This window comes from Arthrobacter sp. 001422645 (assembly GCF_059816125.1).
In genome coordinates this window covers 131,545-157,341 of record NZ_JCBANT010000005.1, presented here as the reverse complement: position 1 = coordinate 157,341, position 25,797 = coordinate 131,545, and the positions used below count along the sequence as shown (strand labels likewise).

Sequence of the window (25,797 nt, the reverse complement as noted above, 5' to 3'; positions counted from 1 at the left end):
TGGATCTCATGAACAGCATGACCGATCCTCTCGAAAACGACCCGATGCGCGAGCTCTCCGGAGCGGGGACGTCCACGGCCACTATCGAGCGCGAGGAACTGCGCCAGGAGGTTGAACCCGGTGACCGGGAACGCTTCTCGCACTACGTGCGCAAGGAAAAGATCATGGAATCCGCGCTGTCCGGTGAACCCGTCATCGCGCTGTGCGGCAAGGTCTGGACGCCGGGCCGCGATCCGAAGAAGTTCCCGGTCTGCCCCGAATGCAAAGAGGTCTACGACGGCCTCCGCCCGGGCAACGACGGCGGCAAGGGCTCCGGCGACAAGTAGCGCGGCCCTAGCACGGCGGGGGCGCAACAGCTCCTCACGTTCCGCGCTCAGCCGCGCCGCCCTGCCCCGGGAGTGCTGTTCTCCCGGCGAATGATGCCCGGTCCATGCTGGCCGGTGGCAACTCACGGTTCATCCGAAAAAGATTGGTGTTTTTGTGCTTAATTGGGTTTCTCCGTCAGCGGCGGCAGTACGCGGAATGGAGGGCACCTAGGTGACAGAGACACTCTTTGGCGGTCCCGTACTGCCTCCCGCGTATCCGGAGCGGGCAGCCTGGGGCACCGCTCCGAAACTCCGTGCCTGGCAGCAGGAAGCCCTCGACAGTTACTTCACCACGCATCCCCGGGATTTCCTGGCGGTCGCCACGCCCGGCGCCGGCAAGACCACCTTTGCGCTGCGGGTGGCCTCCATGCTGATCGAGGCCAACATCGTCAACCGCGTCACCATCGTGGCGCCCACGGACCACTTGAAGCGCCAGTGGGCTGATGCTGCCGCCAGGGTGGGCATCGCCATCGATCCGAACTTCAAAAACGCCGACGGCCAGCACGGCCGCGGCTTCATCGGCGTCGCTGTCACCTACGCGCAGGTGGCGAGCAAACCGATGCTGCACCGGGCCAAGACCGAGGCCGCCCGCACGCTGGTCATCCTCGACGAAATCCACCACGGCGGCGAGGCCTTGTCGTGGGGCGACGGGCTCCGCGAGGCGTTCGAACCCGCAGCGCGGCGGCTCTCGCTGACGGGTACGCCGTTCCGGTCCGACACGTCGCCGATCCCGTTCGTGGAATACGCTGAGGACCGGGACGGGATCCGGCGTTCCAAGGCCGACTACACCTACGGCTACGGCAAGGCGCTCCGGGACCACGTGGTCCGTCCCGTGATGTTCATGGCCTACTCCGGGCAGATGCGCTGGCGCACCAGCGGCGGCGAGGAGATGGCGGCCTCACTCGGCGAAGCGGCCGTCACCAAGGACGTCACGTCCCAGGCCTGGCGGACCGCGCTGAACCCTGCGGGCGAATGGATTCCCGCTGTGCTCGCAGGGGCGGACAAGCGCCTCAGCGAGGTGCGACGGACCGTTCCCGACGCCGGCGGGCTGGTCATCGCGACCGACCACGAGGACGCGCGGGCCTACGCCGGACAGCTGAAGAGGATCACGGGCGAGTCGCCCACGGTGATCCTCTCCGACGACGCGAAGGCCTCCAGCAAGATCGAGGAGTTCACCGCCAGCGAGAAGCGCTGGATGGTGGCCGTGCGTATGGTTTCCGAAGGCGTTGACGTCCCCCGGCTCTCCGTCGGCGTCTACGCGACCTCCACGGCCACGCCGCTGTTCTTCGCCCAGGCCGTCGGGCGCTTTGTGCGCGCGCGGAAACGCGGAGAAACGGCATCGGTGTTCCTGCCGTCCGTGCCGCAGCTGATGGCACTGGCGAACTCCATGGAGGCCGAGCGCGACCATGCCCTGGACCGCCCGGAGAAGGAGGACGGCGACGGCCTCTTCAACCCGGAGGACTCGCTGATGGACGAGGCGAACCGCGAGGAAAAAGCCTCCGATTCGCTGACCAAGGGGAAGTTCGAGGCGCTGGATTCGCAGGCCTCCTTTGACCGTGTGCTGTTCGACGGCGGCGAGTTCGGCACCGGCGGCGAGGTGGGCTCGGAGGACGAGCTCGACTTCCTCGGCATTCCAGGCCTGCTCGACGCCGAACAGGTGGGCACGCTGCTGCGGCAGCGCCAGCACGAGCAGCTCAACCGCAAGAACGCGCGCGCGCCGCAGGGTGCCGCGGCCGTACCCGCCGTGCCGGACCACCGCATGCTGATGGACCTGCGCACCGAACTGGCGAAGAACGTCGCCGCCTGGTCCGCGCGCACCGGCACGCCGCACGGCGTCATCCACACGAAGCTCAGGACGGTCTGTGGCGGCCCGGCCGTGGCGCAGGCCAACGAGGAACAGCTGCAGACCCGGCTGCGGAAGCTCCAGGACTGGTTCATCGGCCGGAAGTAACGGCCGCAGGCCCAAAGAAACAGGCACAAATAGCACAAAAAAGGACCGGGGTTTCCCGGTCCTTTTTTGACAGCTCTTCGCGGCTGCAGGTACGACGCTACTGGCCGCCGGCGCCGCAGAGCGCGCTCAGCTTCTGGCCCGCAGCGGTGTAGGACCCCTGCAGCTCCTCCAGCTTGGCGGAGTCCGGGTTCTCCTGGGCCGACGCGTCCAGGTATTCGATGATGGAGTGCAGCGGAGCCTGGATCTCTCCCGACGCGGCGGCCTCGATGGGCCGGAGCCGGTTGGCGAGGCGGATCATGCCGGCCTTGTCCGCCGCGGACGTGGGCCCCGCGCCGACGGTCTGGATCCGGGCGCAGGTTTCCTCGGTGGTGTCTTGCGGGGCCGAGCAGCCGGCGGCACCGAGCAGGGCCCCGGCAGCGATCAGGACGGTAAGGGTCTTCTTCATGATGTACTCCGGGGTTCTTACTGGTCAGACGATATTGGCAAGGATTTCGAGTCTACTGCGGCGGTGCGGATGTTGCGGCCAGCGTCCGTCGGAACGCCGACACAAACAGGCGCCGACACAAACAGGACGATACGCGGCCGGGCCGGCCCGCGCGCCGCTCAGGCGATGTCGACCCCGCCGAGTTCCATTTCGGCAATGGCGTCGTCGAGATCCTCGGCCACCCCGACGGTGAGATCGCGAAGCACGGTCACGGAGTACCCGGCCTGCACCCCGTCCAGGGCAGTCGCCTTAACGCAATGGTCGGTGGCGATTCCGACAACCACTACGTCCTCGACGTCGTGGCTCTGCAGCCAGTCGTCCAGCCCGATCGCGTCCTCGCCGGCGGCGAAGTCGCCGGCAAGAGCCTCGCCGTCGTCGGAGCCGTCGGATTCGCTGCTGCCGGCGGCGCTGCTGCCGGCAGCGGTGCCGGAGGCCGGCATGGCGCCGGGTTTCCGGTCACCGGTGGGCACGGCGTCGTCCGGGGCCAGCAGCCCCTCGAAGCCCGAGTAGGCCGCGGTGAACTGGCCCTTGCGGAAGTAGGCCTGGATGTATTCGGTGTCGAGATCCGGGTGGAGCTCGGCGCCGCGGGTTCCTGCGACGCAGTGCGTCGGCCAGCTGTCGACGAAGTCCGGGTCTTCCGAGAAGTGCGCGCCCGGGGAAATGTGCCAGTCCTGGGTCGCCACGATGTGGTCAAACTGTCCGTGGTGGGCGTCGACGTATTCGCTGATGGCGCCGGCGAGCTCCGCCCCGCCTTCGACGGGCAGGGAGCCTCCTTCGCAGAAATCGTTCTGGACGTCGACGATGATCAGGGCGCGGGACATCAGTTCTCCTCGTAGATGGTGGGGATGGCTGCTTCGCCGCGCTGCAGCCGGTTGACGACAGCGGGAAGCTCCTTCATGGTGTCCGCGTGGCGCTGGCGCGCGCGCAGCACACCCTCCGCGCCGGTCCAGCCGGGCAGGAGTTCGCCGTTCTTGACGAACTGCTGCAGCAGGGGACGGTCGTTGCCGTCGTCCTCCGGGCGGTGCCCGATTCCGACAATTTCCTGGGTGGCTGTGCCGCGCTCGTTGAGCTTGCGCAGCGCGTACTTGCGCCCTCCCTTGCTGGTCTTGTTTTTGGCGGCCTTGGCCACGGGTTCGAATTCGCCGTCGTCGTCGGTGCGGCTGACCAGCTTGTAGACCATGCTGGCCGTCGGGGCGCCGGAACCGGTCACGAGGGACGTGCCGACGCCGTAGGAATCCACCGGCGCGGACTGCAGGGCGGCGATGGCGAATTCGTCCAGGTCGGACGTGACGATGATGCGGGTCCGCTCGTTGCCCAGATCGTCCAGGAGCTGGCGTACCCATTGCGCCTGCGCCACAAGGTCGCCGGAGTCGAGGCGCACCGCACCGAGCTTGTCGCCGGCCAGTTCGACGGCGGTGCGGACAGCCGCCTCGACGTCGTACGTGTCCACCAGCAGGGCCGTGCCCGCGCCCATGGAGGCGATCTGCGCCTCGAAAGCCTCGCGCTCGGAGTCGTGCAGGAGGGTGAAGGAATGCGCGGCCGTGCCCACAGTCTTGAGCCCGTAGCGCAGGCCGGACTCCAGGTTCGAGGTGCTGTCGAAGCCGGCGATGATGGCGGCGCGGGCGGCGGCGACGGCCGATTCCTCCTGGGTGCGGCGGGAGCCCATCTCCACGCAGGGGCGGCTGCCGGCCGCGGTGATCATGCGGGAAGCCGCCGAGGCGATCGCGCTGTCGTGGTTGAGGATGGAGAGGAGGTAGGTCTCGAGGATGCAGGCCTCGGCGAAGGTGGACTCGACGATCAGGATGGGGGAGTTCGGGAAGTACGCTTCGCCCTCGGCATAGCCCCAGATGTCGCCGGAGAAGGAGAACCCGGCCAGGTACTCCAGGGTCTCCTCGTTGACCACATTGGTGCGGCGGAGGAAGTCGATTTCGACGTCGCCGAACCGGAAGTCCGCGAGGCCCTCCAGCAGCCGGCCCGTGCCGCCCACAATGCCGTAGCGGCGCCCGTCCGGCAGACGCCGGGCGAAGGCCTCGAACACGGACCTGCGGTGGGCGGCGCCGGAATGCAGCGCGGCCTGAAGCATGGTCAGCTCGTAATGATCGGTGTACAGGGACGTGCGGGGACGGTCCCAGCCAGCTGAGGTACTCACGAATTCACTCTAGTCCCCACCGGCTCCCACGTCTCGCTTCGCTTCGCCGCGGGGCCATCGCCGGCGTGGGCGCATCCACCGGCTCCCACGTCTCGCTTCGCTTCGCCGCGGGGCCATCGCCGGCGTGGGCGCATCCACAGGCTCCCACGTCTCGCTTCGCTTCGCCGCGGGGCCATCGCCGGCGTGGGCCCACCCACCGGCTCCCACGTCTCGCTTCGCTTCGCCGCGGGGCCATCGCCGGCGTGGGCGCATCCTCCCCATAGAATGGACAGATGACCCTTAGCGTTGCGCTCGGCCCTGACACCCAGGAGAGCACCCAGACCGGAACAGTGACGTCGACCGATGTCCTTTCTGCCCCTGACATCCCGTGGAACCTGGTGATCTGGAACGATCCGGTGAACCTGATGAGCTATGTGAGCTACGTGTTCCGGAGCTACTTCGGCTACTCCGAGGCCAAGGCCAACAAGCTCATGCTGGAAGTCCACAAGAAGGGCCGCTCCATCGTGGCGCACGGCAGCAAGGAGCAGGTGGAGCAGCACGCAGTAGCGATGCATGGCTACGGTCTCTGGGCCACGGTGGAACAAGCCACCGGCGGCGGCGACGGCAAGGGATCGGGCAAGGGCAAGGGAAAACGTGGCTAAGGCATTCAAATACGGCATCAAGGGCATCACCGGCTACCTGGAACCGGCCGAGCGGGAACTGCTGCGCAGCCTCTTCGACGACGTTGTGTCCATGCTGGAGCCCGAGGAACGCGCCAACCAGGACCCCCTCGCCGCGCTGGTGGGACTCGACGCCGAGGCCCGCGAACCCTCGGACCGGGCCCTGCGGCGCCTGCTGCCCAGCGTCTCGAAGAACGACGCCGCTGCCTCGCTGGAGTTCCGCCGGTACACCGAGCGCTCCCTGCGGGAGAGCAAGATCGGCGCGCTGAAAGCCGCGTCCCTCGGACTGGACAAGGACGATCTGGTCCTCACCCCCGACGACGCGCGGCACTGGTCCATGGCGCTCAACGATGTCCGGCTGGTGCTGGCCGAACGCCTGGACATCCGCGACGACGAGGACGCCGGGCACGTGCACCTGATGCAGGACTGGTCCCAGGCCGAAGACGTCGAAAGCTACCTGGCCCTCGTGTACAACTTCACCACCTGGCTCCAGGAATCCCTGGTCCAGGCGATGCTGCAGTCGCTGGAGACACGCGGCTGAACCGGCCGCTGAACTGGCAGCTTAACTGCGGCGGGGTAGCGGCGCCCGGTCCCGGCGGGCGGCCGAGCCTGCCGCGGCATGTGACCGATCCGACATGAGTCCGAGAACACAATGTAATGGCCGCGCCCATGGCTAAGCCCTATCCTCGAATAATCATGACTTCAGCATCGAGCATGGATCCGGCAGCGGCAGCTGTTGCGGACTCCCCAGCGAGCAACACCGCCAGCAGCCAGACCGCCAGCCAGATGGGGTCGCGTCCCATCGGTGTGTTTGATTCCGGCGTCGGCGGACTCACCGTCGCCCGGTCCATCATCGACCAGCTGCCCAACGAATCCATCCTCTATGTCGGCGACACCGCCCACGGACCCTACGGACCGCTCCCCATCGCCGAGGTCCGGGCCAACGCCCTGGGCGTCATGGACGAACTGGTCGATTCCGGCGTGAAGCTGCTGACCATCGCGTGCAACTCCGCGTCCGCCGCCGTGCTGCGCGACGCCCGCGAACGCTACACCGCCCGCTACGGGATCCCCGTCATCGAAGTGATCCAGCCGGCCGTGCGCCGCGCCGTCGCCGCCACCCGCACCGGCCGCGTCGGTGTCATCGGGACCTCCGCCACCGTCGGCTCCCGCGCCTACGAGGACACGTTCGCCGCCGCCCCGGACCTGCACATCACCTCGGTGGCCTGCCCGGCGTTCGTGCCCTACGTCGAGGCCGGCATCACCACAGGCCCGGAGTTGCTCGCCGTCGCCCGCGAGTACCTGGAACCGCTCAAGGCCGCCGGTGTGGATACCGTGGTGCTGGGCTGCACCCACTATCCGCTCCTCACCGGCGTCATCTCCTATGTCATGGGGGAGGACGTCACCCTCGTCTCCAGCGCCGAGGAAACGGCCAAGGACGTCTACCGGGCCCTGGCGTCCCGCGGCCTGGAACGGACCGACGCGACGGAGCCGTCGCACAACTTCATCGCCACGGGGGACGCGGCACAGTTCGAGCACCTCGCCCGCCGCTTCCTCGGACCCGAGGTCCTCAGCGTCCGCCACGTGGACCACGTCGCGGCCCAGTACCCCACGGGCAGCCTCGCCAGGATCACGCCGGAAATGATCGCCGCCGCCCAGGCCGGTGCGGGTCGTCCCCGGATCTCCAACTTCGTCGGCGGATCCGCGGGCGGGGGAAATCTGCTGTGAAGCTGACCATCGTGGGCTGTACCGGATCGTTTCCGGGTCCGGGCTCGCCGGCGTCGTGCTACCTGCTGACCGCCAACGACGGCGAACGGGACTGGAAGATCGTCCTGGACCTCGGCAGCGGGGCGCTCGGCGCCATTCAGCGCTACACGGATCTCGAGGACATTGACGCGATCTTCCTCACCCACCTGCATCCGGACCACTGCATGGACCTGTGCGGGCTCCACGTTGCCGTGCGCTGGAAGCCGGGCGGCTGGGGACGGGGCAGGATTCCGGTGTGGGGGCCCGCCGCCACCGCCGACCGGATGGCCACGGCCTACGGCCTGGAACTGGACCCCGGGATGCACGAGGAATTCGACTTCAGCAACTGGTCCGAGCGCAAGCCGGTGACCATGGGCCCCTTCACGGTCACCCCGTACACCGTCAACCACCCGGTGGAGGAGGCCTACGCACTGCGCGTGGAGGTCACCGAACCGGACAAGGACGGCACCCTTGTCACCCGGGTGCTCAGCTATTCGGGGGACACCGACTCGTGCAGCGGGCTGGAAGACGCGGCCCGCGACGCCGATCTGTTCCTCTGCGAGGCGGCTTTCGAGGAGGGCCGCGACGACGGCATCAAGGACGTGCACCTGACCGGGAAGCGGGCGGGGGAGGCCGCCGTCGCCGCCGGTGCCCGGCGCCTGCTGCTGACACACATCCCCGTGTGGACGTCCCCGACCACCGTCATGGCGGAAGCCAAGGGAGTCTTCGGCCAGCACGTGGCTGTGGCCGTGGCAGGCGTGCATTACACGGTCTGAGGAACGCCCTGCCTCAGGCTCTGACCCGCGCTCGGCACACCCTCTGACCGAAACGCGGACCGCGCGGAGGTCCCTGCCGGGGTCGATAAGCTAAGGGCATGACTTCCGATGCCCTTACCGCCCCCATCATCCGCGCAGACGGCCGCACGCCCGATCAGCTCCGCCCGATCAGCATCACCCGCGGCTGGTCCAAGCAGGCCGAGGGATCGGCCCTGATCGAGTTCGGCAACACCCGGGTGCTGTGCACGGCGTCCCTCACTGAAGGTGTGCCGCGCTGGCTCAAGGGCGAAGGCCGAGGCTGGGTCACGGCCGAATACGCCATGCTGCCGCGCGCCACCAACACCCGCTCCGACCGCGAATCCGTCAAGGGCAAGATCGGCGGCCGCACCCACGAGATCTCCCGGCTGATCGGCCGGTCCCTGCGTTCCATCATCGACACCAAGGCCCTGGGCGAGATCACCATTGTGCTGGACTGTGACGTCCTGCAGGCCGACGGCGGGACCCGCACCGCCGCCATCACGGGCGCCTACGTGGCGCTCGCCGAGGCCATCCGCTTCGCCCGCGAGAACAAGATGCTCGCCCGCAACGCCCAGCCCCTGACCGACACGATCGCCGCCGTCTCCGTGGGCATCATCGACGGCGTCCCCATGCTGGACCTGCCGTACGTCGAGGATGTCCGCGCCGAAACCGACATGAACGTTGTGGTCACCGGGTCCGGCAAGTTCGTCGAGGTCCAGGGCACCGCCGAAGGCGCCCCCTTCGACCGTGATGAACTCAACAAGCTTCTGGACCTCGCCCTCATGGGCACCGAGCAGCTCGCCGCCATCCAGCGCGAGACCCTGGCGGAAGCACCGTGACAGAGGGCGCAGCGGAGCAGAGCGCAGACAAGCAGGATGCAGCCCAGCAGGACGCTGGACAGCACAACAAAAGTCCGAGGCTGGTTCTCGCGACGCACAACCAGGGCAAGCTCCGGGAACTCCGTGAACTGTTGCGCGGGCAGGTGCCGGGCCTCGACGTCGACACGCAGGTGGTGGACGCCGGCGCCGTCGGGGCCCCCGACGTCGCCGAGACCGGGGTGACTTTCGCCGAGAACTCGCTGCTCAAGGCGCGCGCGGTGGCGCAGTCCACCGGGCTCGTGGCGATCGCCGACGACTCCGGGCTCGCCGTCGACGTGCTGGGCGGGGCGCCCGGGATCTTCTCGGCCCGCTGGGCCGGCCGGCACGGGGACGACGCCGCCAACCTGCAGCTGCTGCTGGACCAGCTGGCCGACGTGCCGGATGAGTTCCGGGGCGCCGCGTTCGTCTGTGCCGCGGCGCTGGCCGTGCCCGGCCTAGGCACAGGTTCCGCCCCTGAGGAGGGCCGGGAAGTGGTGGAGTACGGGCAGCTCGAGGGGACCCTGCTGCGCGAACCCCGCGGTACCGGGGGCTTCGGCTACGACCCCGTGCTGCAGCCCAGCGGACTGGACCGCAGCTGCGCCGAACTGAGCCCCGAGGAGAAGAACGCCATCAGCCACCGGGGGCACGCTTTCCGGGCTCTGCTCCCGGCCATCGTGGAGGCGTTGTCCGGGCGGTAGCTGCTGCCGCCGTCCAGGGGCGCCTTTGGGCACGATTCCGGCTCTTAGGCCCGGCTTCCGCGGCGTATCCGTGTCAAAGTGCCCCCGGACCGCAGCCGCCTTGTCCGACAACGGAGAGATAAGCAAGGAAGGCGCCCCACATCGTGGGGCGCCTTCCTTTTAGCCTGTTAGTCCGGCCAGCTCGTCCGGAGCTGGAGTTACGGCGTCTTGCGTTCCTCTTCCGGCTCGTGCTCCTCAATGAATTCCTCAACGAGGTCCGTGCCGTACTTCTCGGCCTGGCGCTTGGCGATGAAGCCGCGGCCAACCTCTATGCCGATCGGGATCACGGAGACCAGGACGATCACGATGAAGATGATGTCCAGGTTTTCCCGGACCCACGGGAACGTGTCGCCCAGGAGGTAGCCGAGGAGGGTCACGCCGCCGCCCCACAGCACGGCGCCGACGACGTTGAAGAAGAAGAACTTGCGCTTGTCCATCTGGGCGACGCCCACAATGACCGGCACAAAGGTCCGGATGATCGGCACGAAACGGGCCAGGATCAGTGCCTTTCCGCCGTGCTTCTCGAAGAACGCGTGGGCGCTGTCGACGTTTTCGCGCTTGAAGAGCCTGGAGTTGGGCTTGTTGAAGATGGCCGGGCCGGCCTTGGACCCGATCAGGTACCCCATCTGGTTGCCGATGATCGCCGCGGCGATGATCAGCGCCACGAAACCCCAGATGTTGACCTTGATGGTCCCGGTGGCCACCAGCAGCCCGGCCGTGAAGAGCATCGAATCGCCCGGGAGGAAGAAGCCCACCAACAGGCCGGTTTCGGCGAAGATGATGCCGCAGACCAGCAGGACGACCCACGGCGCCAGGGCGGGGTCGGCCAGGAAGACTTGGGGGTTCAGCCAGTCGGGCAGGAAGGAGGCCAGCTGCGGCTGGACCGGTCCTGCGCCGCCGATCGTGGACACGGCAAAGTCACTCAAAGCTAGAAGGTTCACTTGTTAAGGGTACTTGACGGCCGCCGCCGGGCGTTTCCGCATGCGCTTCCGGCTGGTTCCCGCGGTCCGCCGCAGGCCGCGGCGCGGTGCGGCCCGGGCCGGCCGGAATCCGACGGTAAAGTTGGAGCGTGGGTTTGGACTTTACGGCGATCGACTTTGAGACCGCGAACGGCTTCCGGGGATCACCCTGCGCTGTGGGGCTCACGAAAGTGCGCGGCGGCGTTGTGGTCGAGGAAGCGTCCTGGCTCATGCGGCCGCCGGAAAACCATGACCGCTTCGACCACCACAACGTCCGGATCCACGGCATCCGGCCAGAGCAGGTGGCCGGGCTGCCCCGCTTCGGTGAGCTGTTCCCGGAGATCGGCGCCTTCATCGGCGAGGACATCCTGGCCGCTCACAACGCCGCCTTCGACCTCGGCGTGATCCGCTCCGCCCTCGAGGTCTCCGGCCTCGCCGGACCCGCTTACGACTACGTCTGCACGGTGATGCTGTCCCGCCGCTGCTATTCGCTGGTGTCCAATTCCTTGCCGTATGCGGCCGAGGAAGCCGGGGTCCCGCTGGTCAACCACCACGACGCCGCCGAGGACGCGCGGGCGTGCGCCGGGATCCTGATCGACATCGCTGCGCGCAATGGTGCCGGCAGCATCGCGGAGCTTCACCTGTCCCTGGGCCTGGCCGTGTCCCGCCAGCCGGCGTTCGACCCGCTGCTCGATCCGCTCTCCAAGGCCAGCCAGTCAGCGCTGGAAGCACTCGCCGGGGGAGCGGGTGCCGTCGCCCCGGTCCGGGCCTACCAGCCGGGCTGGCCCGAGGAAGGCGCCAACCCGCTGCCGAACGCCTTCGCCGATCCCGGACACCCGCTGTTCGGCCAGACCGTGGTGTTTACCGGCGAACTCGCCATACCGCGGCCCGAGGCGAAGATCCGTTCCGCCGAGTTCGGCGCCAGGCCGGAGAGCCGGGTTACGGCCCGCACCACCGTCCTGGTGGTGGGCGACGGGTTCGTGGCCGCCGACCTGCGTTCCGGCCGCCTCACCGGCAAAGCCCGGCGCGTGCTGGAGCTGCATGAGCGCGGCCGGCGGATCGAGGTCCTCTCCGAGGGGGAATTCCTGCAGATGGTGGGCGGCCACATCCCCTCCGCCGCGATCGCCTGAACAAGCCGCTGAGCCACGTGAGGGGTCATACGGCGCAACAAACATTCCGCCCGGGCGCGGCCTGCTCCTAGCCTTGGACGATGAGCAGACTGACCTCGGCACCCTCCGGGACTCCGGCCCCCGCATCTGCCCGGACGAGCGGAATCGACTGGCGGACGGTCTTCGCGTTTCCGAACCCGGTCAATGAGTACGCCGCCCGCATCACCGCCGGACTGGTGGTGCTGCTGTCCGCGGTGACGCTGGTGACGGGCTTCGGCTGGGGCCTGGCCGCGATTGCCGCCGGGTTCTGGCTGCGGGTTCTGTTCGGCCCGCGGATCTCCCCGCTCGCCCTGCTGTCCGTCAAGGTCCTGGCGCCGCGCCTGGGGAAGTCCCGGCTGGTCCCGGGACCGCCGAAGCGCTTCGCGCAGGGCATTGGCGCGGCGATGTCCACAACCGCCTCGGTCCTGCTGGCTGCGGGACTGGCGCCGGCGGCGTGGATCCTGCTCGCGGTCCTGATTGTGGCCGCCTCCCTCGAAGCGTTCGCGGGCTTCTGCCTGGGCTGCGCCATCTTCGGCTTCCTGCAGCGCCGCGGCCTGATCCGCGAGGACGTGTGCGAGGCCTGCAACAACATCTCGCTCCGCCGCGCCTAGGGCGCCTGGAATAACAGCAGCAGCGGCCCGGCACCCGCCAGAGACGTGTGCCGGGTCAGGCGCCCGTGACGGCTGCCAGCTGCGCGGCCATGCCCCGGATGACCTCGGGAGCCTCCAGCACCTCGAGCCACTCCGCCGGCAGGCAGGCCTCGCCGTAGAACGTGCCCAGGATGTTGCCGGCAATCGATGCGGTGGAGTCGCTGTCCCCGCTGTGGTTAACGGCGACGGAGAGAGCCGCGCGGAAGTGGGCCTCCGGGTGTCCGTCAGCCGTCGCCGGCTCCGGCGCCGTGGCCAGTACGGCGTAAAGCGCGACGGCGAGTGCCTCCTCCGCCACCCAGCCCTCGCCGAGTTCCCGCACCAGTTCCTCGGGGCCCAGCAGTTCTCCCGCGGCGCCCAGCCGCAGGGCCGATTCGAGCCGCGCCAGCAGATCGGCGTCGGGCTCTTCACCCTTGCGCAGGTGGCCCGCGCCCAGTTCCCCGATCGCGGAGTCCGCCGCTTCGCGCAGGTCCTGGCCGCCGGCCAGGGCATGGATGATGAGACTGAAAATGCCGGAGCTCTGCCGGGCCGCGGGATGCCCGTGGGTCAGGGAGGCCGCATCCGCGCTGAGCTTGTAGACGGCTTCGGCGGGGATGTACGGGACCAGGCCGAAGGGGGCCGACCGCATGACGGTGCCGCAGCCCTTGGAGTCCGGATTGACGGGGCGGTAGAAGGTTCCCATCTCTCCCGTGGCCAGTCCGCTCAGGCACGCGTTGCCCGGAGCGCGTCGGTGCTTGAGGACGTCATGGGAATCGATCCAGCGGGGCGGCTGGAACGGCGCCGCGTCCGGAACCGGGACACCCTGGGTCGCGAGCCAGCGCAGGTACGCGAGCCACAGGCACGCGTTGGTGTCCGCGGCCACGCCCGAGTTGGCCCACTCCAGCGCCTCCAGCAGCCCGTCGACCGTGTAGAGCGTAAGCTGCGTGTCGTCGGAAAAGTGGCTGCCGCCGTCGAGCGCTGAAAAGTCCCGCAGACCGTCCGGTCCGTACGTCGCACGGATCGTGGCAATGTCGTCGAATTCGACGGCGTACCCCAGCGAATCACCCAGGGCGCCGCCCAGCAGGCAGCCGTGGATCCGGGATTCGCGGGAGGGTGCTGACCGCAGCGCGGGGGTGATGACGGGCTCGTTGCTCATGACTTAGAATTTTACCCCGGCCCCATGTCGGAGCGGGTGCCACAAGTCAACACCGGGACAGCAGGCGAGCAATGCGTGTACCAGCATGGCGGAAAACCGGATCCACCCCCGACTACAGGTTCTCGCTCGCCAACGAAACGACGTTCCTGGCCTGGATCCGGACATCGCTGGCCCTGATCGTGGGGGCCCTTGGCATCGACCAATTGTTCCCGGACATCGCTCCCGCCCCGCTGCGGGTGGCCATGTGTGTTGCCCTGGCGGTCATCGGCGCGGTGCTCGCCATAGTGGCCTACCGGCGCTGGGGGCAGATGGAAGAGGCCATGCGCAACAACCGCGAGCTGCCGTTTTCCGGCGTGATGCTGGTGATGACCGTCGGTGTCGCCGCCGCAGCCTTTATCCTGGCCGTGCTGCTCGTGGTGGCGCGGTGAGCGCCGGGGCCGTGCGGGACACCGGGCTGCAGCCGGAACGGACCGAGCTGTCATGGGGCCGGACGATTCTGGCCCTCCTCGCGGCCGACCTGCTGATCTGGCGCAGCTGGGCGATCGCAGCCACGCAGCCCGTCACCGCTGCAGACCCGGACCCTGACTATGTCCGGTGGGCGGGGGCCGCGACCACGGACTATCTGGGGGTTTGTGCCCTGGCGGCAATGGTCGCCACCGCGGTGCTGGGCCTCTGCGTCCTGGCCCGGGTGCGGGAACTCCGGCATTCCTCCTACGCCCCGCCGGCCTCCCTGATGCGCTGGGCCGCCGCCGGCATCATTGTGCTGGGCGCCAGCGCCGTCGCCGCCATTGCGCTGGGACGCTGAGCCAGGGTCCACCGAGGGTTCTTCCGGAGCGGTGGCTCATTCCTGTCGGTGGCAGCCGATACCGTAGGAACATGCGGTTATTGCACACCTCGGACTGGCATTTGGGCCGGTCGTTCCATGGCGTCGGGATGCTTGACGCCCAGCGCGCGTTCGTCGACCAGCTGGTCTCCTTCGTCAGGGACGAGTCCGTTGACGTGGTCCTGATCGCCGGCGACGTCTACGACCGCGCCCTGCCGGGGGTCGACGTCGTCCGGCTGCTGGACGACGCGCTGGTGGGCCTGACCGGCGCCGGCGCGCAGGTGGTGTTGACCAGCGGCAACCACGACTCGGCCATCCGGCTCGGCTTCGCCTCCCGGCTGCTGGAGCGCGGGGGAGTGCACCTGCGCACGCGGCTCACCGAGCTGGACCAGCCCGTGCTCCACCCGCTCGACGCCGCCGATCCCGACGCCGGGCCGGTGCTCGCCATCTACGGCATCCCCTGGCTGGAACCACGCCTCGTGGCCGAACAGCTCGGCGTCGAAACGGCCAGCCACTTCGAAGTGACCCGCGCCGCCACCGCGCGGATCCGGGAGGACCTGCGGGTCCGTTCCGCCGCCCGGACCGTGCATTCCGTGGTCCTGGCGCACACCTTCGCCAGCGGCGGGATCAGTTCGGACAGCGAACGGGACCTCAGCATTGGCGGCGTCGGCGCTGTCCCGCTGGATCTCTTCGACGGCTTCGGGTACACGGCGCTGGGCCACCTGCACGGACGGCAGGAACTCTCGCCCTCGGTCCGCTATTCGGGTTCGCCGCTCGCGTACTCCTTCTCTGAAGCGCAGCACAAAAAGGGCAGCTGGCTCGTGGACGTCGACGCGGACGGCATCGGCGCGGTCCGTGAAGTGCTGTGGGAAGCGCCCCGGACCCTGGCCGTGCTGCGCGGCAAACTGGAGGACCTGCTCTCCGCCGAGGAATTCGTGTGGGCCGAGACCGCCTATTGCCAGATCACCCTGACCGACGCGCAGCGCCCGGCCCGGGCCATGGAACGGCTGCGCTCGCGGTTCCCCGACACTCTCGTGCTGGGTTTCGATCCGGAAGGTGCCGGCGTCGCCGCCACAACCAGCTACAGCAGCAGGCTGGCCGAGGCCGGGGACGACCTGTCCGTCTGCTGCGGCTTCCTGGAGCACGTCCGCGGCCGGGCAGCCGACGACGTCGAGGCAGCTGTCCTTGCCGAAGCCCTGGAAGCCGTGCGCCTGGAAGGGGTATCCCTGTGAGGATCCACCGTCTCGAGATCTCCGCCTTCGGACCCTTCGCCGCGACCGAACATATCGACTTCGACCGGCTGAGCGCGCACGGGCTGTTCCTGCTGAACGGCGCCACCGGAGCGGGCAAGACCAGCGTGCTGGACGCCATCTGCTTCGCGCTTTACGGCTCGGTGCCCGGGGCGCGGCAGGACGGAAAACGGCTGCGCAGCGACCACGCCGAGGCTGCCGCGGAACCCCGGGTCACGTGCGAGTTCTCGGCGCGCGGGCGGCACTTCGAAGTTTCCCGCTCGCCCGCCTGGGACAAACCCAGCGCCCGGGGGAAAAACGGTTTCACCGTGCAGCAGGCCAACACCGTGCTGCGCGAACGCGTCAACGGCGAATGGACCGAAAAATCCGGCCGCAACGACGAAGCCGGCGCCGAAATCGCGGACGTGCTCGGCATGAACCGGGAGCAGTTCACCCGCGTCGTCATGCTGCCGCAGGGCGATTTTGCGGCCTTTTTGCGTTCCAAGGCCGCCGACCGCCTCGAGCTGCTGCAGAGCCTCTTCGGCACCCGGCGCTTCGAAGCCGTGGAGCAGGAACTCGGCCGGAAGGCGCAGGCTGCCCGCGCCGAGGTCGCCAGCCTCAACGGCCAGCTTGAGCTCCTGCTCGCCCAGGCGGAAGCCGAAACAGCCACACTTGGACTCGACTCGGCCGATGCCCCGGACCGGGCCGAGCCGGACACCTTCCTCACGTGGCTGGGGGCCGCTGCCACCACTGCCGCGGAGCGGCGGCGTGCGGCCGCGGTGGAGGCAGAGGGGCTGCGCGCCGACCAGGTGGCCGCACGGGACGCCGCAGCAGCGCGTGCTGCCCGCCAGGCCAGGCTCGCCGCGGCCGAACACCGGCGCTCCGACGCTCAAGCCGCCGCGCCCGCCGTCGCGGCCAAGATCGAACAGCTGGGCCTGCACCGCAAGGCCGAAGTCCTCGGCGGACAACTGCAGGCTGCCGACAGTGCCCGGGCGGCGGAGGAAGCGGCCGCGGCCACTATGGCCGCCGCCGTCGACGAGCTGCGCACGGCTGCGCTCACCGACCCCGAACTTGCCGCGCTGGGTGACCGGACCGCGGACGGCGGAGCGGGCCAGTGGTCCGGTGAAGCACTGCGGTCCGCGTTGGGGGAGCTGCGCTCCCTGCGCGCGGTGCTCGAGGAGCGGCTGCCCGATGAGGCCAGGCTCGCCGGCCTGCGGAGCCGCAGCGCGCAGCTTCGCCTGGGCCTGACCCGGCTGGAAGACGAACGGACCTCCCGGAATGCCGCACTGCTGGTCCTGCGCCAGGAAGCAGCGGACCTGGTCGCCGGACTGCGGCCTCTCGAAGAACTCGCCGCGGAGCTGCAGCTGCGGACGAAGGAGGCCGCCGCCGCGGAGGAACTGCTGGTCCTGGTCCGGCGCTACGCCGAGGCAGGAAAGGACTGCGGAGCCGTCGCCGAACGCCATGGCAGGGCCCGGGAGGAGTGCCAGGACCGGCGCCAGCGCTGGCTTGACCTCCGCGAGGAACGGCTGGCCAATGCCGCGGCCGAACTCGCTTCCCAGCTGCAGGCCGGCGTCCCGTGCCCGGTCTGCGGCAGCCCCGAGCATCCCGTCCCCGCCCCGGCCGCCGCGTCCGCCCTGGACGTGGCCGAGGCCGAACAATCCGCGCAGCTCGCCTGCGAGGCCGCGGAGGCCGCCCTTGCGGCGCTCGAACGTGAACTCTCCGATGCCCAGCAGGTGGTCGCCGTATTGGCCGCCCAGGGCGGCGACACCGCCCCCGACGACGCGGCCCGGGAAGCCACCCTCGCCGCTGAGCGCGCGGCCGAAGCCCGCCGCGCGGCGGCGGATCTTGCCGTCAACCGCGCGCGGCACACCGAACTGGACGAGGAGATCGCCGACGCCGAGCGGGCCTTGGTGGACGCGGCATCAAACATCACCCAAACCGAATCCACGCTCGCAGAGGTCCGGGAGCAGGCCGATTCCCTCGACGTGGCCCTGGACAATCTCCGGGCGGGCCACCCGGTCCTGGCCCGCCGCATCACCGCGCTGGACGGCACCGCTGCCGTGCTGGAACGCGCCGACGCGGCGGGGACGCAGCTGGAACAGGCCGCAGCCCTCGCCGCCGAGACCCGGCAGCAGCTGGAGCTGGCGCTTCCGGGCACCGGCTTCGAATCACCCGACGCTGCCCGGGCCGTCCTGCTCTCTGCCCGGGACGCCGCGGCGCTGGAGGCCGCCGTCCGCGCCGGACAGGACGAAGCGGCCCGGATCGGGGAACTCTTCGCCAGCGAGGAACTCGTCCTGGCGGCACACGAGCTGGAAACGGAGGGTCCCCTCGACGCGGAGCTGGTGGAACAGCTCCGCGCTGACGCGGCCGCAGCGGATCGCGCGGCCCGGGACGCCGCACTGGCGGCAGGCCTCGCGGAAAAGTCGGTGCGGACCCTGGGCACCATTGCCGCGAACTTTGCCAAGCTCGCGGAGGACGGGCGCGAACCGCGCGAACGGGCGCACCTGCTGGCAGCGGTCGCCGACGCCGCCCGCGGCGCAGGCGACAACAACTACCGCATGAGCCTGAATAGCTACGTGCTCGCCGCGCGGCTGGAACAGGTGGCCGTCGCCGCCTCGGAACGCCTGATCGGGATGAGCGACGGCCGCTACATCCTGCAGCACACGGACGCCAGGGCGGCCCGCGGCGCGAAATCCGGCCTCGGCCTGGAAGTGGTGGACCAGTGGACCGGCCAGCGGCGCGACACGGCAACGTTGTCCGGCGGTGAGTCCTTTATGGCCTCGCTGGCCCTGGCGCTCGGACTGGCGGACGTGGTGCAGCAGGAATCGGGCGGAGTGGACATCGAGACACTGTTCGTGGACGAGGGCTTCGGCAGCCTGGACGAACAAGCCCTCGAGCAGGTCATGGACGCCCTCGAGGGGCTCCGGGACGGCGGACGGGTGGTGGGTCTGGTGAGCCACGTGGGTGAAATGAAACAGCGCATCAGCACCCAGCTCCAGGTGGTCAAGGGAAGGAACGGGTCCACACTGCACATCTCCGACGACACGCCGGCCTGACACGCCTCCCGGGCCCGGTTGCTGCAGCTGCCGGGCCGGGCAACCGTGGCGGCCGGGCCCGCGCCTTCTGCTTCAGTTCCGGGTATAATTGGTGAGTTACCGGGTCGCGCGCATCGGGAGGAGGGACGATGCGCACCATTGAACGAACCCGGAATCATGACTCTCTCAACGACTTCCCAGGCGCCCGATTCGTCCGCGCCCGCTTCCCCTACGCACCTCGTCCCTGACACCGCTGCCCCTGTTCCCGGGCCAGCCACGCTGCCGACACCGGATACCGGCGCCACACCGCCGGCGCCGCGCACCGGCGGTCGGTTCTCCCGTTTGCCGCTGCTGGCCGGCAGAAGTTTCATCCCGATCGGGCTCTTCGCCCGGCTCCCGCTCGCGATGCTCACAGTCGGAGCACTCACCCTCGCCACGGCCGTTACCGGATCCTACGCAGTGGGCGGCGTGGTGGCCGGAGCCGTGGGCATCGGCTCCGCACTCGGCGCCCCCGTGTTCGGCGCGCTGGCGGACCGGCTGGGCCAGCGCCCGGTGCTGCTGTTCACCGCTGTTTTCAACACCGTCGCCGTCATCGCGCTGATCCTGGCTGCTTACCTGATCCCCGGCGGGCAGGACCTCGCGGCAGCCGCCCCCGTCCTGGCCGCCGCCTTCGTGGCCGGCGCAAGCTGCCCGCAGGTAGGCTCCCTGGCCCGGGTCCGCTGGATGGCGCTGACCTCCCGCGGGGGACGCGACGCGAACACCGCGGACCTGGACACGGCCCTGTCCTACGAAAGCACAGCCGACGAGCTGACGTTCGTCCTGGGCCCGGCCCTGGTGGGCATCCTCGCCAGCCTCATCGCCCCGTGGCTGCCGCTCGCACTGGCCGCGGCGTTGACCATCACCCTGGTCCCGGCTTTCGCCGTGCACGCCACGCATAACGCCGTGGTCCGGACGCCGGCCCCGACGGCGGCCGGCGCGGCGCAGAAGAAGCAGCTCCGGGCGTCCCTGACGGCCGGGCAGCGCGCCGGTGCCTTTGCCGCCGTCGGACTTCCGGTGCTGGCCATGGTCTGCATGGGCACGTTCTTCGGCTCCACCCAGACCGCGCTGAGTTCCTTCTCCGCGACCTTCGCCACGTCCGAGCTCGCGGGCCTGCTCTACGCAGTGATGGGCCTGAGCTCCGCCGCGGCGGCCCTGTCCGTGGCGTATTGGCCCCAGCGGTTCACGGTGAACGCCCGCTGGCTGGCCTGCGCGGCGCTGATGGCCGGCCTTGCGCTGCTCCTGTTGCTCCCCTCGACCGCCCTGCCCATGATCCTCGTGCTCCTGGTCCTGGGACTGCCCGTGGGCCCGCTGATGGTCACGGTCTTCGCGATCGGCGGACTGGTGGCCCCGGCCGGAAAACTCGGCACTGTCATGACAGCGCTGGCCAGCGGCATCGTCGCCGGCACCGCGATCGGCTCCTCCATCGCGGGGCAGCTGGCGCAGCACCAGGGTTACTCTGCGGCCTTCCTGGTGCCGGTGTGCGCCGCGGCGGCGCTGTTCCTCCTGGGCGCGGCAGCCGCCGTCGTACTCCGGCAACGGAAGAAGTCAGCGGCGGCTGCCGCCTAAGCCCCAACCACCCCCGTTGCGCTATCACTTCCTGGCCCTAAACCGGCCCGGAAGGACAATAAGTGATAGGGCAACCGAGAGGAACGGGCGACGGCGGAATGTACCTCGGATGTCAGCCCAGCTGGCTCTCGATGCGGTCGGCGGCCGCGGCGAGGGCCGCTGCGACTTCCCGGGGATCCTGTGCGGCCCGGATGTAGACGACGGCGAGAGCCGCCGGCCGCCCGCCCGGAACCCGGATCGGTACCGCCAGCGAGGAAACGCCGGAGATGACCTCGTCGTGGCTGGCCGCATAACCGCGGAGGCGGGCCTCGGCGGCTTCGGCCCGGTAGGGGATGCCCGGGGCGGCGGCGGTCCATTCCTGCTCCGACATGGCCGACTGGATCGCGATGCCGGGGGCGCCGGCGCTGATCGGATGCCGGGAACCGGGATGCTGGACCACCGTGGCCCCGGTGTGCCGCGGATCCACGGTCACCAGGGTGACGCACTCCTCGTGGTCCCAGACGGCAACAAAGGCACTCATGGTCAGCGTGTTGGCGAGCTGGGTGAGCTCCGGAAGGGCCGCCGTCTGCAGGTTCCGCGACACTCCCCGGGCCAGGACGGCAAGGCCCGGTCCGGGCTGGACCCGGCCGCCGTCGTCGCGCACCAGCAGTGAGTGGTCTTCGAGGGTGCGGAGGATGCGGTAGGCGACTGAGCGGTGCACGCCCATCGCGTCGGCGAGTTCGGCGATGGTGAGCGGGTGCTGGGCGTCGGCCAGAATCTCCAGGGCGCGGATGCCGCGCGACAACGTCTGGGACGGGGAAGCCTGCGCGCTGCCGGCGGTCGGGGTCATTGGTCCATCCTAAGGGCGGGCGGTGGTGAATCCGGGATGCACCCGGGCGGCCCTTGTGCTCCGCCGCACGGTGCGCTAGCGTTCTATATAAGAATCATCTGTTCGATTATAGAACACATGCCTGTGCAGTGCATCCCAGCAACAGCCATCACCAGCCGCAAGGGATCAATGATGATTGCCACGCCCGGCGCCGGGCCCCCGGGCCGCATGCCCGCCGCGCGTGCCCACCAATTCCGCGGCAGCCTGGGGCGGTTCGCCACCGGGGTCGCGATCGTGACCTTCGACGGCGTCACCAAGCGTCACGGCATCACCGTCAATTCCTTCACTTCGGTATCCATGGATCCGCCCCTGGTGCTCGTCTGCATCGCCCGGACCGCGAAGGCGCACGACGAACTGGCCGGCCGGCCGTTCGCCGTCAACATCCTGGGCGCGGAACAGCGGCAGCTCGCGCTGCACTTCGCCGGGCGCCCCGGCCCCGAGCCGCTCTGGGTGGAAGGCGAAACGGCTCCGCGGCTCTCCAATGTGCTCGCCTACTTTGAATGCAAGCCCTGGGCGGCGTACGACGGCGGCGACCACACCCTCTACATCGGCGAGGTCGCGGACTTCAACTACCGCAACGGCGACGCGCTGGCCTACGCCAACAGCGCGTTCACCACCATCCCGGAAAGCCAACTGGGCATGGAAGACCTGCTCTGACACTCCGCAACACCGGGCCCCGGCCCGACGACTCAGCTCAATGACGACTGGAGAAGCAACCATGGGCATCCGCACCGGACAGCAGTACCTCGACAAGCTCAACCGCATGAGGCCCCACGTGATGATTGACGGCGAGGTGGTCAGCGAGGAGATCGCGGAGCACCCCGCGTTCCGCAACGTGGCCCGCTCCTACGCCAAGCTCTTCGACATGCAGCACGACCCCCGTTACCAGGACGCGCTGACCTACACCTCGCCCAGCACCGGGGATCTGGTGAACGCCTCCTTCCTGGTGCCGACGAGCGTGGAGGACCTTGAGCGCCGGCGCCGTGCCATCTCCACCTGGGCCGAGTCCTCCAACGGCTTCCTGGGCCGGTCCGGTGACTACATGAACTCCTCGCTCACCGCCCTCAGCACGGCCCGGAAGTGGTTTTCCCAGGCAGACCCCAGGTTCGGCGAGAACATCCGCAGGTACTACGAATGGGCCCGGGAAAACGACGTCCTCGCCACGCATACCTTGATCCCGCCGCAGGCCAACCGCTCCGTCTCCGGCTCCGAACAGCTCGGCGGCCAGCTCTCGGCGCGGATTGTCGAGGAGCGCGCGGACGGCATCGTCATCCGTGGCGCCCGCATGCTGGCCACCATCGCGCCGATCGCCGACGAGCTGCTGGTCTTCCCCTCAACAGTGCTCCGCGGCACTCCGGACGATGCCCCGTACTCTTACGCCTTTGCCATTCCCAATGACACACCGGGCCTGCGGTACCTCTGCCGCACGTCGCTGTACAACGGCGGCAGCACCCACGACGAGCCGCTGGCCTCCCGCTACGAGGAAATGGACGCCGTCGCGGTCTTCGACGATGTCTTCGTTCCCAGCGAGCGCATTTTTATGCTCGGCAACCCGCAGCTGTGCAACGGCTTCTACTCCGAAACCGGCGCGGGCGCCCTGATGACGCACCAAGTGGTCACCCGGACCATCGCCAAGAGCGAGTTTTACCTTGGCCTGGCCTCCGAACTCGCCGAGTCGATCGGCATCGACGGGTTCCAGCACATCCAGGAGGACATCGCCGAACTGATTGTCGACGTCGAAATCGGCAAGGCCCTGGTCCGGGCCTCCGAGGCGGATGCAGAGCTCAACGAGGCCGGCGTGATGCTGCCGAAGTGGTCCACACTCAACGCCGCCCGCAACTGGTACCCGAAAGTGGCCCAACGCTTCCCGCAGATCATCCGGAAGTTTTCCGCCTCCGGGCTTATGGCCCTTCCCGGCGAGGCGGACGTCAACAGCGACGCCCGGGCGGACATTGACCTGTACCTGCAGGGCAAGTCCCTGACTGGTCCCGAGCGTGTCCGGCTGTTCAAGCTGGCCTTTGACGCCTCGGTCTCCGGCTTCTCCGGCCGGCAGTCGCTCTACGAATACTTCTTCTTCGGCGATCCGGTCCGGATGGCCGGGGCGATGGTGAACGGCTATGACCGGGAGCCCGTCCGGGCCAGGGTCAGGGAGTTCCTGCACCGTGCCGACTGAACCGCGCCGCCGGCACGTGCCGCGTCTGCACGTGCCGGCGCCCGGCCTGGCGCGGCCGCCGCCGATTTGGGCACGGCAAAGCTTTTTCCAAAAGGTGTGTGCCCTATCACACATTTCATAGTATGATTCTGAATACTAACTGACCGTTCGATCAGTAAATCCAGAGGCATTCAGTTATTCACTTCGCACCCATCCCCGGGCAGGATTTCTGCCCCCAGCAACGGAGTTTCAATGACCGCAACTTCAAGTGTCGACTCAGAGGCGGGTCCCAGCAGCAAGCATGAGGAACGCAAAGTCCTCGCAGGCACGCTGGTCGGGACCACCATCGAGTGGTACGACTTCTTCATCTTCGCCCAGCTAACGGCAACGCTGCTGTCACCGCTGTTCCTCGCGCCGCTGAACGCCTCCAATCCTGGCCTGGCACAGATCCTCTCCTTTGCCCTCATCGGCATCAGCTTCCTGTTCCGCCCGCTCGGCGCGATCGTCGCCGGCCACCTGGGTGACCGCCTCGGCCGCAAGGCCATGCTGGTCTTCACCCTCATCATGATGGGAGCGGCCACGGCGCTGATCGGTATGCTGCCGACCTACGCCCAGATCGGCGTATGGGCTCCGATCCTGCTGATCCTCCTCCGCGTCATTCAGGGCTTCTCCGCCGGCGGCGAATGGGGCGGCGCCGCCCTGATGGCAGTCGAGCACGCTCCCATGAGCAAGCGTGGCCTGTTCGGCGCGTACCCGCAGATCGGTGTTCCGGTCGGCATGATCCTCGCCACCGGCCTGCTGTACTTCCTCAACACCAGCATGTCCAAGGAAGACTTCGCCGCGTGGGGCTGGCGTGTGCCGTTCCTGCTCTCCATCGTGCTGATCGTCGTCGGCTACCTCATCCGCCGCGCGGTTGCTGAAAGCCCCGTCTTCAAGGAAATGCAGGACCGCAAGGAACAGAGCAAGGCTCCGCTCGGCGAGCTCATCCGCAAGCACAAGAAGGCCGTCCTCTACTCGACGATGATCTTCATCGGCAACAACGCTGCCGGCTACCTGCTGATCGCCTTCTTCATCTCCTACGCCACCAAGTCCCTGAAGATGCCCGTCGCGCAGATCCTGCTGGCCACCACGCTGGCATCCTTCGGCTGGCTGATCTTCACCCTGGTGGGAGGCTGGCTGTCGGACAAGATCGGCCGCGTCAAGACGTTCCTGCTGGGCTACGGCATCGTCTTCGCCTGGATGATCCCGATGTTTGCGCTCATCGACACTAAGAACATCGTGCTCTACGGCGTCGCGCTGTTCGTGCTGACCATCGGCCTGGGACTGTCCTACGGCCCGATGTCCGCGATGTACGCCGAGATGTTCCCGGCGAACGTGCGCTACTCCGGCATTTCGATCGGCTACGCCTTCGGTGCCATCCTGGGCGGCGCGTTTGCTGCCATGATCGCTGAGGCACTGCTGCAGGGCACCGGCTGGACCGGTTCCATCGGTATCTACATCATGATCCTCTGCGCCATCTCCGCGGCCGGCGTACTGCTGGCCGGAGAAACCAAGGGCCGTCCGCTCGGCGTCAGCCACGGCACAACTGATGTAGCGGCAAGGCACTAGTCACCAAGCACGCCAGTGGGGCGCGGGCCGCAAGGTCCGCGCCCCTCTGCCGTTAAACCCAACGCGGGGTCACTCCGCGCCCATCCGACGGCCCGGAATAGGCGCGATCTGACCCCGCGTCGGCGTTCAGGCGCGCCGGGTGCCCAGCAGCCGGACGACGTCGTCGTCCCGCACCTGCCGGAACTCGCGATAGTAGCTGCCGACGGCGCGGAACTGGCCGGGGATGAAGAGGCTGAAGACGGCGTCGGCGAGCTGCTGCAGGGGCGTCTGGGCCTCCAGCGACGCGACGGGAACCGCGACGACGACGCTCGCCGCGCCGGCCGCCCGCACCGCCTCGACGGCGGCCCGCATGCTTGAACCGGTGGCCATCCCGTCGTCGGCCACGATGACGGTTTTGCCGGTCAGTGTCAGCCGCGGCCCCGGATACGCTCCGGCGCGGCGCTCCACTTCCGCCTGCTCAAGCCGCACCACCTCATCCAGCGCCGACTGCTGGATCCCCAACTCCAGGAGCGCGTCCACGAAGGGCCGGTTCACCACGCGCACCACCCGGCCGTTCACTGTTGCCAGTGCACCGAATGCGGTCTCCCCGTGTCCGGGAATCCCCAACTTGCGGACCGGAAGTACGTCCCAGGGCAGCTGGAGCGCTGCGGCGGCCTCGGCGGCAACCGGGACACCGCCACGTGCGAGTCCCAGCAGCACGGTGTCCGGGCGCCCGCGGAACTGGGGGAGGGCGGCGGCAAGGAGTCTGCCGGCCTGCCCGCGGTCTGTGAAGCGCATGCCCATGGCGTCCCTCTTCCGGTTTCCGCCCACTCTGCTGTGGCCAGCCTACGTCCGCCGGGGTAGCTGCGC

General features: G+C 68.9%; 25 protein-coding genes. 18 read left to right on the top strand and 7 right to left on the bottom strand.

What is annotated here, in order from left to right; all coding sequences use genetic code 11:
• Positions 1-17: 17 nt before the first annotated feature.
• Both AC6EUH_RS07930 and AC6EUH_RS07925 read left to right on the top strand, forming a co-directional pair.
• Positions 18-326 carry a DUF3039 domain-containing protein gene (locus AC6EUH_RS07930; RefSeq protein WP_395940323.1) on the top strand — a complete coding sequence of 103 codons (309 nt, stop codon included), beginning with the start codon at positions 18-20 and terminating at the stop codon, positions 324-326.
• A gap of 211 nt (positions 327-537) precedes the next feature.
• Positions 538-2,316 (top strand): DEAD/DEAH box helicase, encoded by a 1,779-nt coding sequence (locus tag AC6EUH_RS07925; protein WP_499738299.1) that lies wholly within the window; start codon positions 538-540, stop codon positions 2,314-2,316.
• 97 nt (positions 2,317-2,413) lie between these two features.
• Here AC6EUH_RS07925 and AC6EUH_RS07920 read toward each other — a convergent pair whose 3' ends face one another.
• From AC6EUH_RS07920 to AC6EUH_RS07910, 3 genes are all read right to left on the bottom strand, one after another.
• Positions 2,414-2,761 (bottom strand): hypothetical protein, encoded by a 348-nt coding sequence (locus tag AC6EUH_RS07920; RefSeq protein WP_056426177.1) that lies wholly within the window; start codon positions 2,759-2,761, stop codon positions 2,414-2,416.
• 158 nt (positions 2,762-2,919) lie between these two features.
• A complete protein-coding gene (locus tag AC6EUH_RS07915; RefSeq protein WP_499738298.1) occupies positions 2,920-3,621 on the bottom strand; it encodes an isochorismatase family protein in 702 nt (233 codons plus the stop codon).
• A complete protein-coding gene (locus AC6EUH_RS07910; protein ID WP_235500095.1) occupies positions 3,621-4,949 on the bottom strand; it encodes a nicotinate phosphoribosyltransferase in 1,329 nt (442 codons plus the stop codon). The genes AC6EUH_RS07915 and AC6EUH_RS07910 overlap by 1 nt, the downstream gene beginning before the upstream one ends.
• Before the next feature lie 272 nt (positions 4,950-5,221).
• On the opposite strand from AC6EUH_RS07910, the gene clpS reads away from it, so the two are divergent.
• From clpS to rdgB, 6 genes are all read left to right on the top strand, one after another.
• Complete coding sequence (gene clpS, locus AC6EUH_RS07905; protein WP_056426183.1) at positions 5,222-5,590, top strand: ATP-dependent Clp protease adapter ClpS; 369 nt, start codon at positions 5,222-5,224, stop codon at positions 5,588-5,590.
• On the top strand, positions 5,583-6,149 hold the full coding sequence (locus tag AC6EUH_RS07900; protein ID WP_056426187.1) for a DUF2017 domain-containing protein: 567 nt from the start codon (positions 5,583-5,585) through the stop codon (positions 6,147-6,149). Before clpS ends, AC6EUH_RS07900 begins: the two co-directional genes overlap by 8 nt.
• A 155-nt stretch (positions 6,150-6,304) precedes the next feature.
• The gene (gene murI, locus AC6EUH_RS07895) at positions 6,305-7,333 is read left to right on the top strand and encodes a glutamate racemase (protein ID WP_499738297.1); all 1,029 of its coding nucleotides are present in this window, start codon (positions 6,305-6,307) and stop codon (positions 7,331-7,333) included.
• Complete coding sequence (locus AC6EUH_RS07890; RefSeq protein ID WP_499738296.1) at positions 7,330-8,127, top strand: MBL fold metallo-hydrolase; 798 nt, start codon at positions 7,330-7,332, stop codon at positions 8,125-8,127. The genes murI and AC6EUH_RS07890 overlap by 4 nt, the downstream gene beginning before the upstream one ends.
• A 98-nt stretch (positions 8,128-8,225) precedes the next feature.
• Complete coding sequence (rph, locus tag AC6EUH_RS07885) at positions 8,226-8,984, top strand: ribonuclease PH (protein WP_056426197.1); 759 nt, start codon at positions 8,226-8,228, stop codon at positions 8,982-8,984.
• Positions 8,985-9,064: 80 nt separating this feature from the next.
• Positions 9,065-9,700: an RdgB/HAM1 family non-canonical purine NTP pyrophosphatase gene (rdgB, locus tag AC6EUH_RS07880; RefSeq protein ID WP_499738322.1), complete on the top strand. Its 636-nt coding sequence runs from the start codon at positions 9,065-9,067 to the stop codon at positions 9,698-9,700.
• 197 nt (positions 9,701-9,897) lie between these two features.
• On the opposite strand, the gene AC6EUH_RS07875 is transcribed toward rdgB, so the two are convergent.
• Positions 9,898-10,665: a VTT domain-containing protein gene (locus AC6EUH_RS07875; RefSeq protein ID WP_056426200.1), complete on the bottom strand. Its 768-nt coding sequence runs from the start codon at positions 10,663-10,665 to the stop codon at positions 9,898-9,900.
• 143 nt (positions 10,666-10,808) lie between these two features.
• On the opposite strand from AC6EUH_RS07875, the gene AC6EUH_RS07870 reads away from it, so the two are divergent.
• Both AC6EUH_RS07870 and AC6EUH_RS07865 read left to right on the top strand, forming a co-directional pair.
• Positions 10,809-11,828 carry a 3'-5' exonuclease gene (locus AC6EUH_RS07870; RefSeq protein ID WP_056426203.1) on the top strand — a complete coding sequence of 340 codons (1,020 nt, stop codon included), beginning with the start codon at positions 10,809-10,811 and terminating at the stop codon, positions 11,826-11,828.
• 80 nt (positions 11,829-11,908) lie between these two features.
• Entirely contained in the window at positions 11,909-12,457 is a 549-nt protein-coding gene (locus tag AC6EUH_RS07865; protein ID WP_499738295.1) for a DUF4395 domain-containing protein, read from the top strand.
• 55 nt (positions 12,458-12,512) lie between these two features.
• Here AC6EUH_RS07865 and AC6EUH_RS07860 read toward each other — a convergent pair whose 3' ends face one another.
• The gene (locus AC6EUH_RS07860; protein WP_056426206.1) at positions 12,513-13,628 is read right to left on the bottom strand and encodes an ADP-ribosylglycohydrolase family protein; all 1,116 of its coding nucleotides are present in this window, start codon (positions 13,626-13,628) and stop codon (positions 12,513-12,515) included.
• A 71-nt stretch (positions 13,629-13,699) separates the two neighbouring features.
• On the opposite strand from AC6EUH_RS07860, the gene AC6EUH_RS07855 reads away from it, so the two are divergent.
• The 5 genes from AC6EUH_RS07855 to AC6EUH_RS07835 all read left to right on the top strand — a co-directional run bounded on the left by AC6EUH_RS07855 (position 13,700) and on the right by AC6EUH_RS07835 (position 20,320).
• The gene (locus tag AC6EUH_RS07855; RefSeq protein ID WP_499738294.1) at positions 13,700-14,056 is read left to right on the top strand and encodes a YidH family protein; all 357 of its coding nucleotides are present in this window, start codon (positions 13,700-13,702) and stop codon (positions 14,054-14,056) included.
• Positions 14,053-14,433 carry a DUF202 domain-containing protein gene (locus AC6EUH_RS07850; protein WP_499738293.1) on the top strand — a complete coding sequence of 127 codons (381 nt, stop codon included), beginning with the start codon at positions 14,053-14,055 and terminating at the stop codon, positions 14,431-14,433. The genes AC6EUH_RS07855 and AC6EUH_RS07850 overlap by 4 nt, the downstream gene beginning before the upstream one ends.
• Before the next feature lie 71 nt (positions 14,434-14,504).
• Positions 14,505-15,683, top strand: coding sequence for an exonuclease SbcCD subunit D (locus AC6EUH_RS07845; protein ID WP_499738292.1), 1,179 nt, complete (start codon positions 14,505-14,507; stop codon positions 15,681-15,683).
• Positions 15,680-18,736 carry an AAA family ATPase gene (locus AC6EUH_RS07840; protein ID WP_499738291.1) on the top strand — a complete coding sequence of 1,019 codons (3,057 nt, stop codon included), beginning with the start codon at positions 15,680-15,682 and terminating at the stop codon, positions 18,734-18,736. Before AC6EUH_RS07845 ends, AC6EUH_RS07840 begins: the two co-directional genes overlap by 4 nt.
• A 156-nt stretch (positions 18,737-18,892) precedes the next feature.
• A complete protein-coding gene (locus AC6EUH_RS07835; RefSeq protein ID WP_499738290.1) occupies positions 18,893-20,320 on the top strand; it encodes an MFS transporter in 1,428 nt (475 codons plus the stop codon).
• 112 nt (positions 20,321-20,432) lie between these two features.
• On the opposite strand, the gene AC6EUH_RS07830 is transcribed toward AC6EUH_RS07835, so the two are convergent.
• A complete protein-coding gene (locus tag AC6EUH_RS07830) occupies positions 20,433-21,149 on the bottom strand; it encodes an IclR family transcriptional regulator (RefSeq protein WP_499738289.1) in 717 nt (238 codons plus the stop codon).
• A gap of 168 nt (positions 21,150-21,317) precedes the next feature.
• Between AC6EUH_RS07830 and AC6EUH_RS07825 the strand changes: the two genes are divergently transcribed.
• The 3 genes from AC6EUH_RS07825 (at position 21,318) to AC6EUH_RS07815 (ending at position 24,948) form a co-directional block, all read left to right on the top strand.
• A complete protein-coding gene (locus tag AC6EUH_RS07825; protein WP_200912977.1) occupies positions 21,318-21,845 on the top strand; it encodes a flavin reductase family protein in 528 nt (175 codons plus the stop codon).
• A gap of 61 nt (positions 21,846-21,906) precedes the next feature.
• The gene (gene hpaB, locus AC6EUH_RS07820) at positions 21,907-23,361 is read left to right on the top strand and encodes a 4-hydroxyphenylacetate 3-monooxygenase, oxygenase component (protein ID WP_499738321.1); all 1,455 of its coding nucleotides are present in this window, start codon (positions 21,907-21,909) and stop codon (positions 23,359-23,361) included.
• A gap of 231 nt (positions 23,362-23,592) precedes the next feature.
• Positions 23,593-24,948: an MFS transporter gene (locus tag AC6EUH_RS07815; protein WP_056426224.1), complete on the top strand. Its 1,356-nt coding sequence runs from the start codon at positions 23,593-23,595 to the stop codon at positions 24,946-24,948.
• Between the two features lie 126 nt (positions 24,949-25,074).
• Here AC6EUH_RS07815 and AC6EUH_RS07810 read toward each other — a convergent pair whose 3' ends face one another.
• Positions 25,075-25,725 (bottom strand): phosphoribosyltransferase, encoded by a 651-nt coding sequence (locus tag AC6EUH_RS07810; RefSeq protein ID WP_499738288.1) that lies wholly within the window; start codon positions 25,723-25,725, stop codon positions 25,075-25,077.
• Between the last annotated feature and the right edge of the window lie 72 nt (positions 25,726-25,797).

Bases quoted from the DNA above. Each gene is read 5' to 3' on its own strand.
- AC6EUH_RS07930 (WP_395940323.1), top strand. From the start codon at position 18: ATGACCGATCCTCTCGAAAACGACCCGATGCGCGAGCTCTCCGGAGCG.
- AC6EUH_RS07920 (WP_056426177.1), bottom strand. From the start codon at position 2,761: ATGAAGAAGACCCTTACCGTCCTGATCGCTGCCGGGGCCCTGCTCGGT.
- AC6EUH_RS07915 (WP_499738298.1), bottom strand. From the start codon at position 3,621: ATGTCCCGCGCCCTGATCATCGTCGACGTCCAGAACGATTTCTGCGAA.
- clpS (WP_056426183.1), top strand. From the start codon at position 5,222: ATGACCCTTAGCGTTGCGCTCGGCCCTGACACCCAGGAGAGCACCCAG.
- murI (WP_499738297.1), top strand. From the start codon at position 6,305: ATGACTTCAGCATCGAGCATGGATCCGGCAGCGGCAGCTGTTGCGGAC.
- rph (WP_056426197.1), top strand. From the start codon at position 8,226: ATGACTTCCGATGCCCTTACCGCCCCCATCATCCGCGCAGACGGCCGC.
- AC6EUH_RS07865 (WP_499738295.1), top strand. From the start codon at position 11,909: ATGAGCAGACTGACCTCGGCACCCTCCGGGACTCCGGCCCCCGCATCT.
- AC6EUH_RS07860 (WP_056426206.1), bottom strand. From the start codon at position 13,628: ATGAGCAACGAGCCCGTCATCACCCCCGCGCTGCGGTCAGCACCCTCC.
- AC6EUH_RS07855 (WP_499738294.1), top strand. From the start codon at position 13,700: ATGCGTGTACCAGCATGGCGGAAAACCGGATCCACCCCCGACTACAGG.
- AC6EUH_RS07845 (WP_499738292.1), top strand. From the start codon at position 14,505: ATGCGGTTATTGCACACCTCGGACTGGCATTTGGGCCGGTCGTTCCAT.
- AC6EUH_RS07835 (WP_499738290.1), top strand. From the start codon at position 18,893: ATGACTCTCTCAACGACTTCCCAGGCGCCCGATTCGTCCGCGCCCGCT.
- AC6EUH_RS07830 (WP_499738289.1), bottom strand. From the start codon at position 21,149: ATGACCCCGACCGCCGGCAGCGCGCAGGCTTCCCCGTCCCAGACGTTG.
- AC6EUH_RS07825 (WP_200912977.1), top strand. From the start codon at position 21,318: ATGATGATTGCCACGCCCGGCGCCGGGCCCCCGGGCCGCATGCCCGCC.
- hpaB (WP_499738321.1), top strand. From the start codon at position 21,907: ATGGGCATCCGCACCGGACAGCAGTACCTCGACAAGCTCAACCGCATG.
- AC6EUH_RS07815 (WP_056426224.1), top strand. From the start codon at position 23,593: ATGACCGCAACTTCAAGTGTCGACTCAGAGGCGGGTCCCAGCAGCAAG.
- AC6EUH_RS07810 (WP_499738288.1), bottom strand. From the start codon at position 25,725: ATGCGCTTCACAGACCGCGGGCAGGCCGGCAGACTCCTTGCCGCCGCC.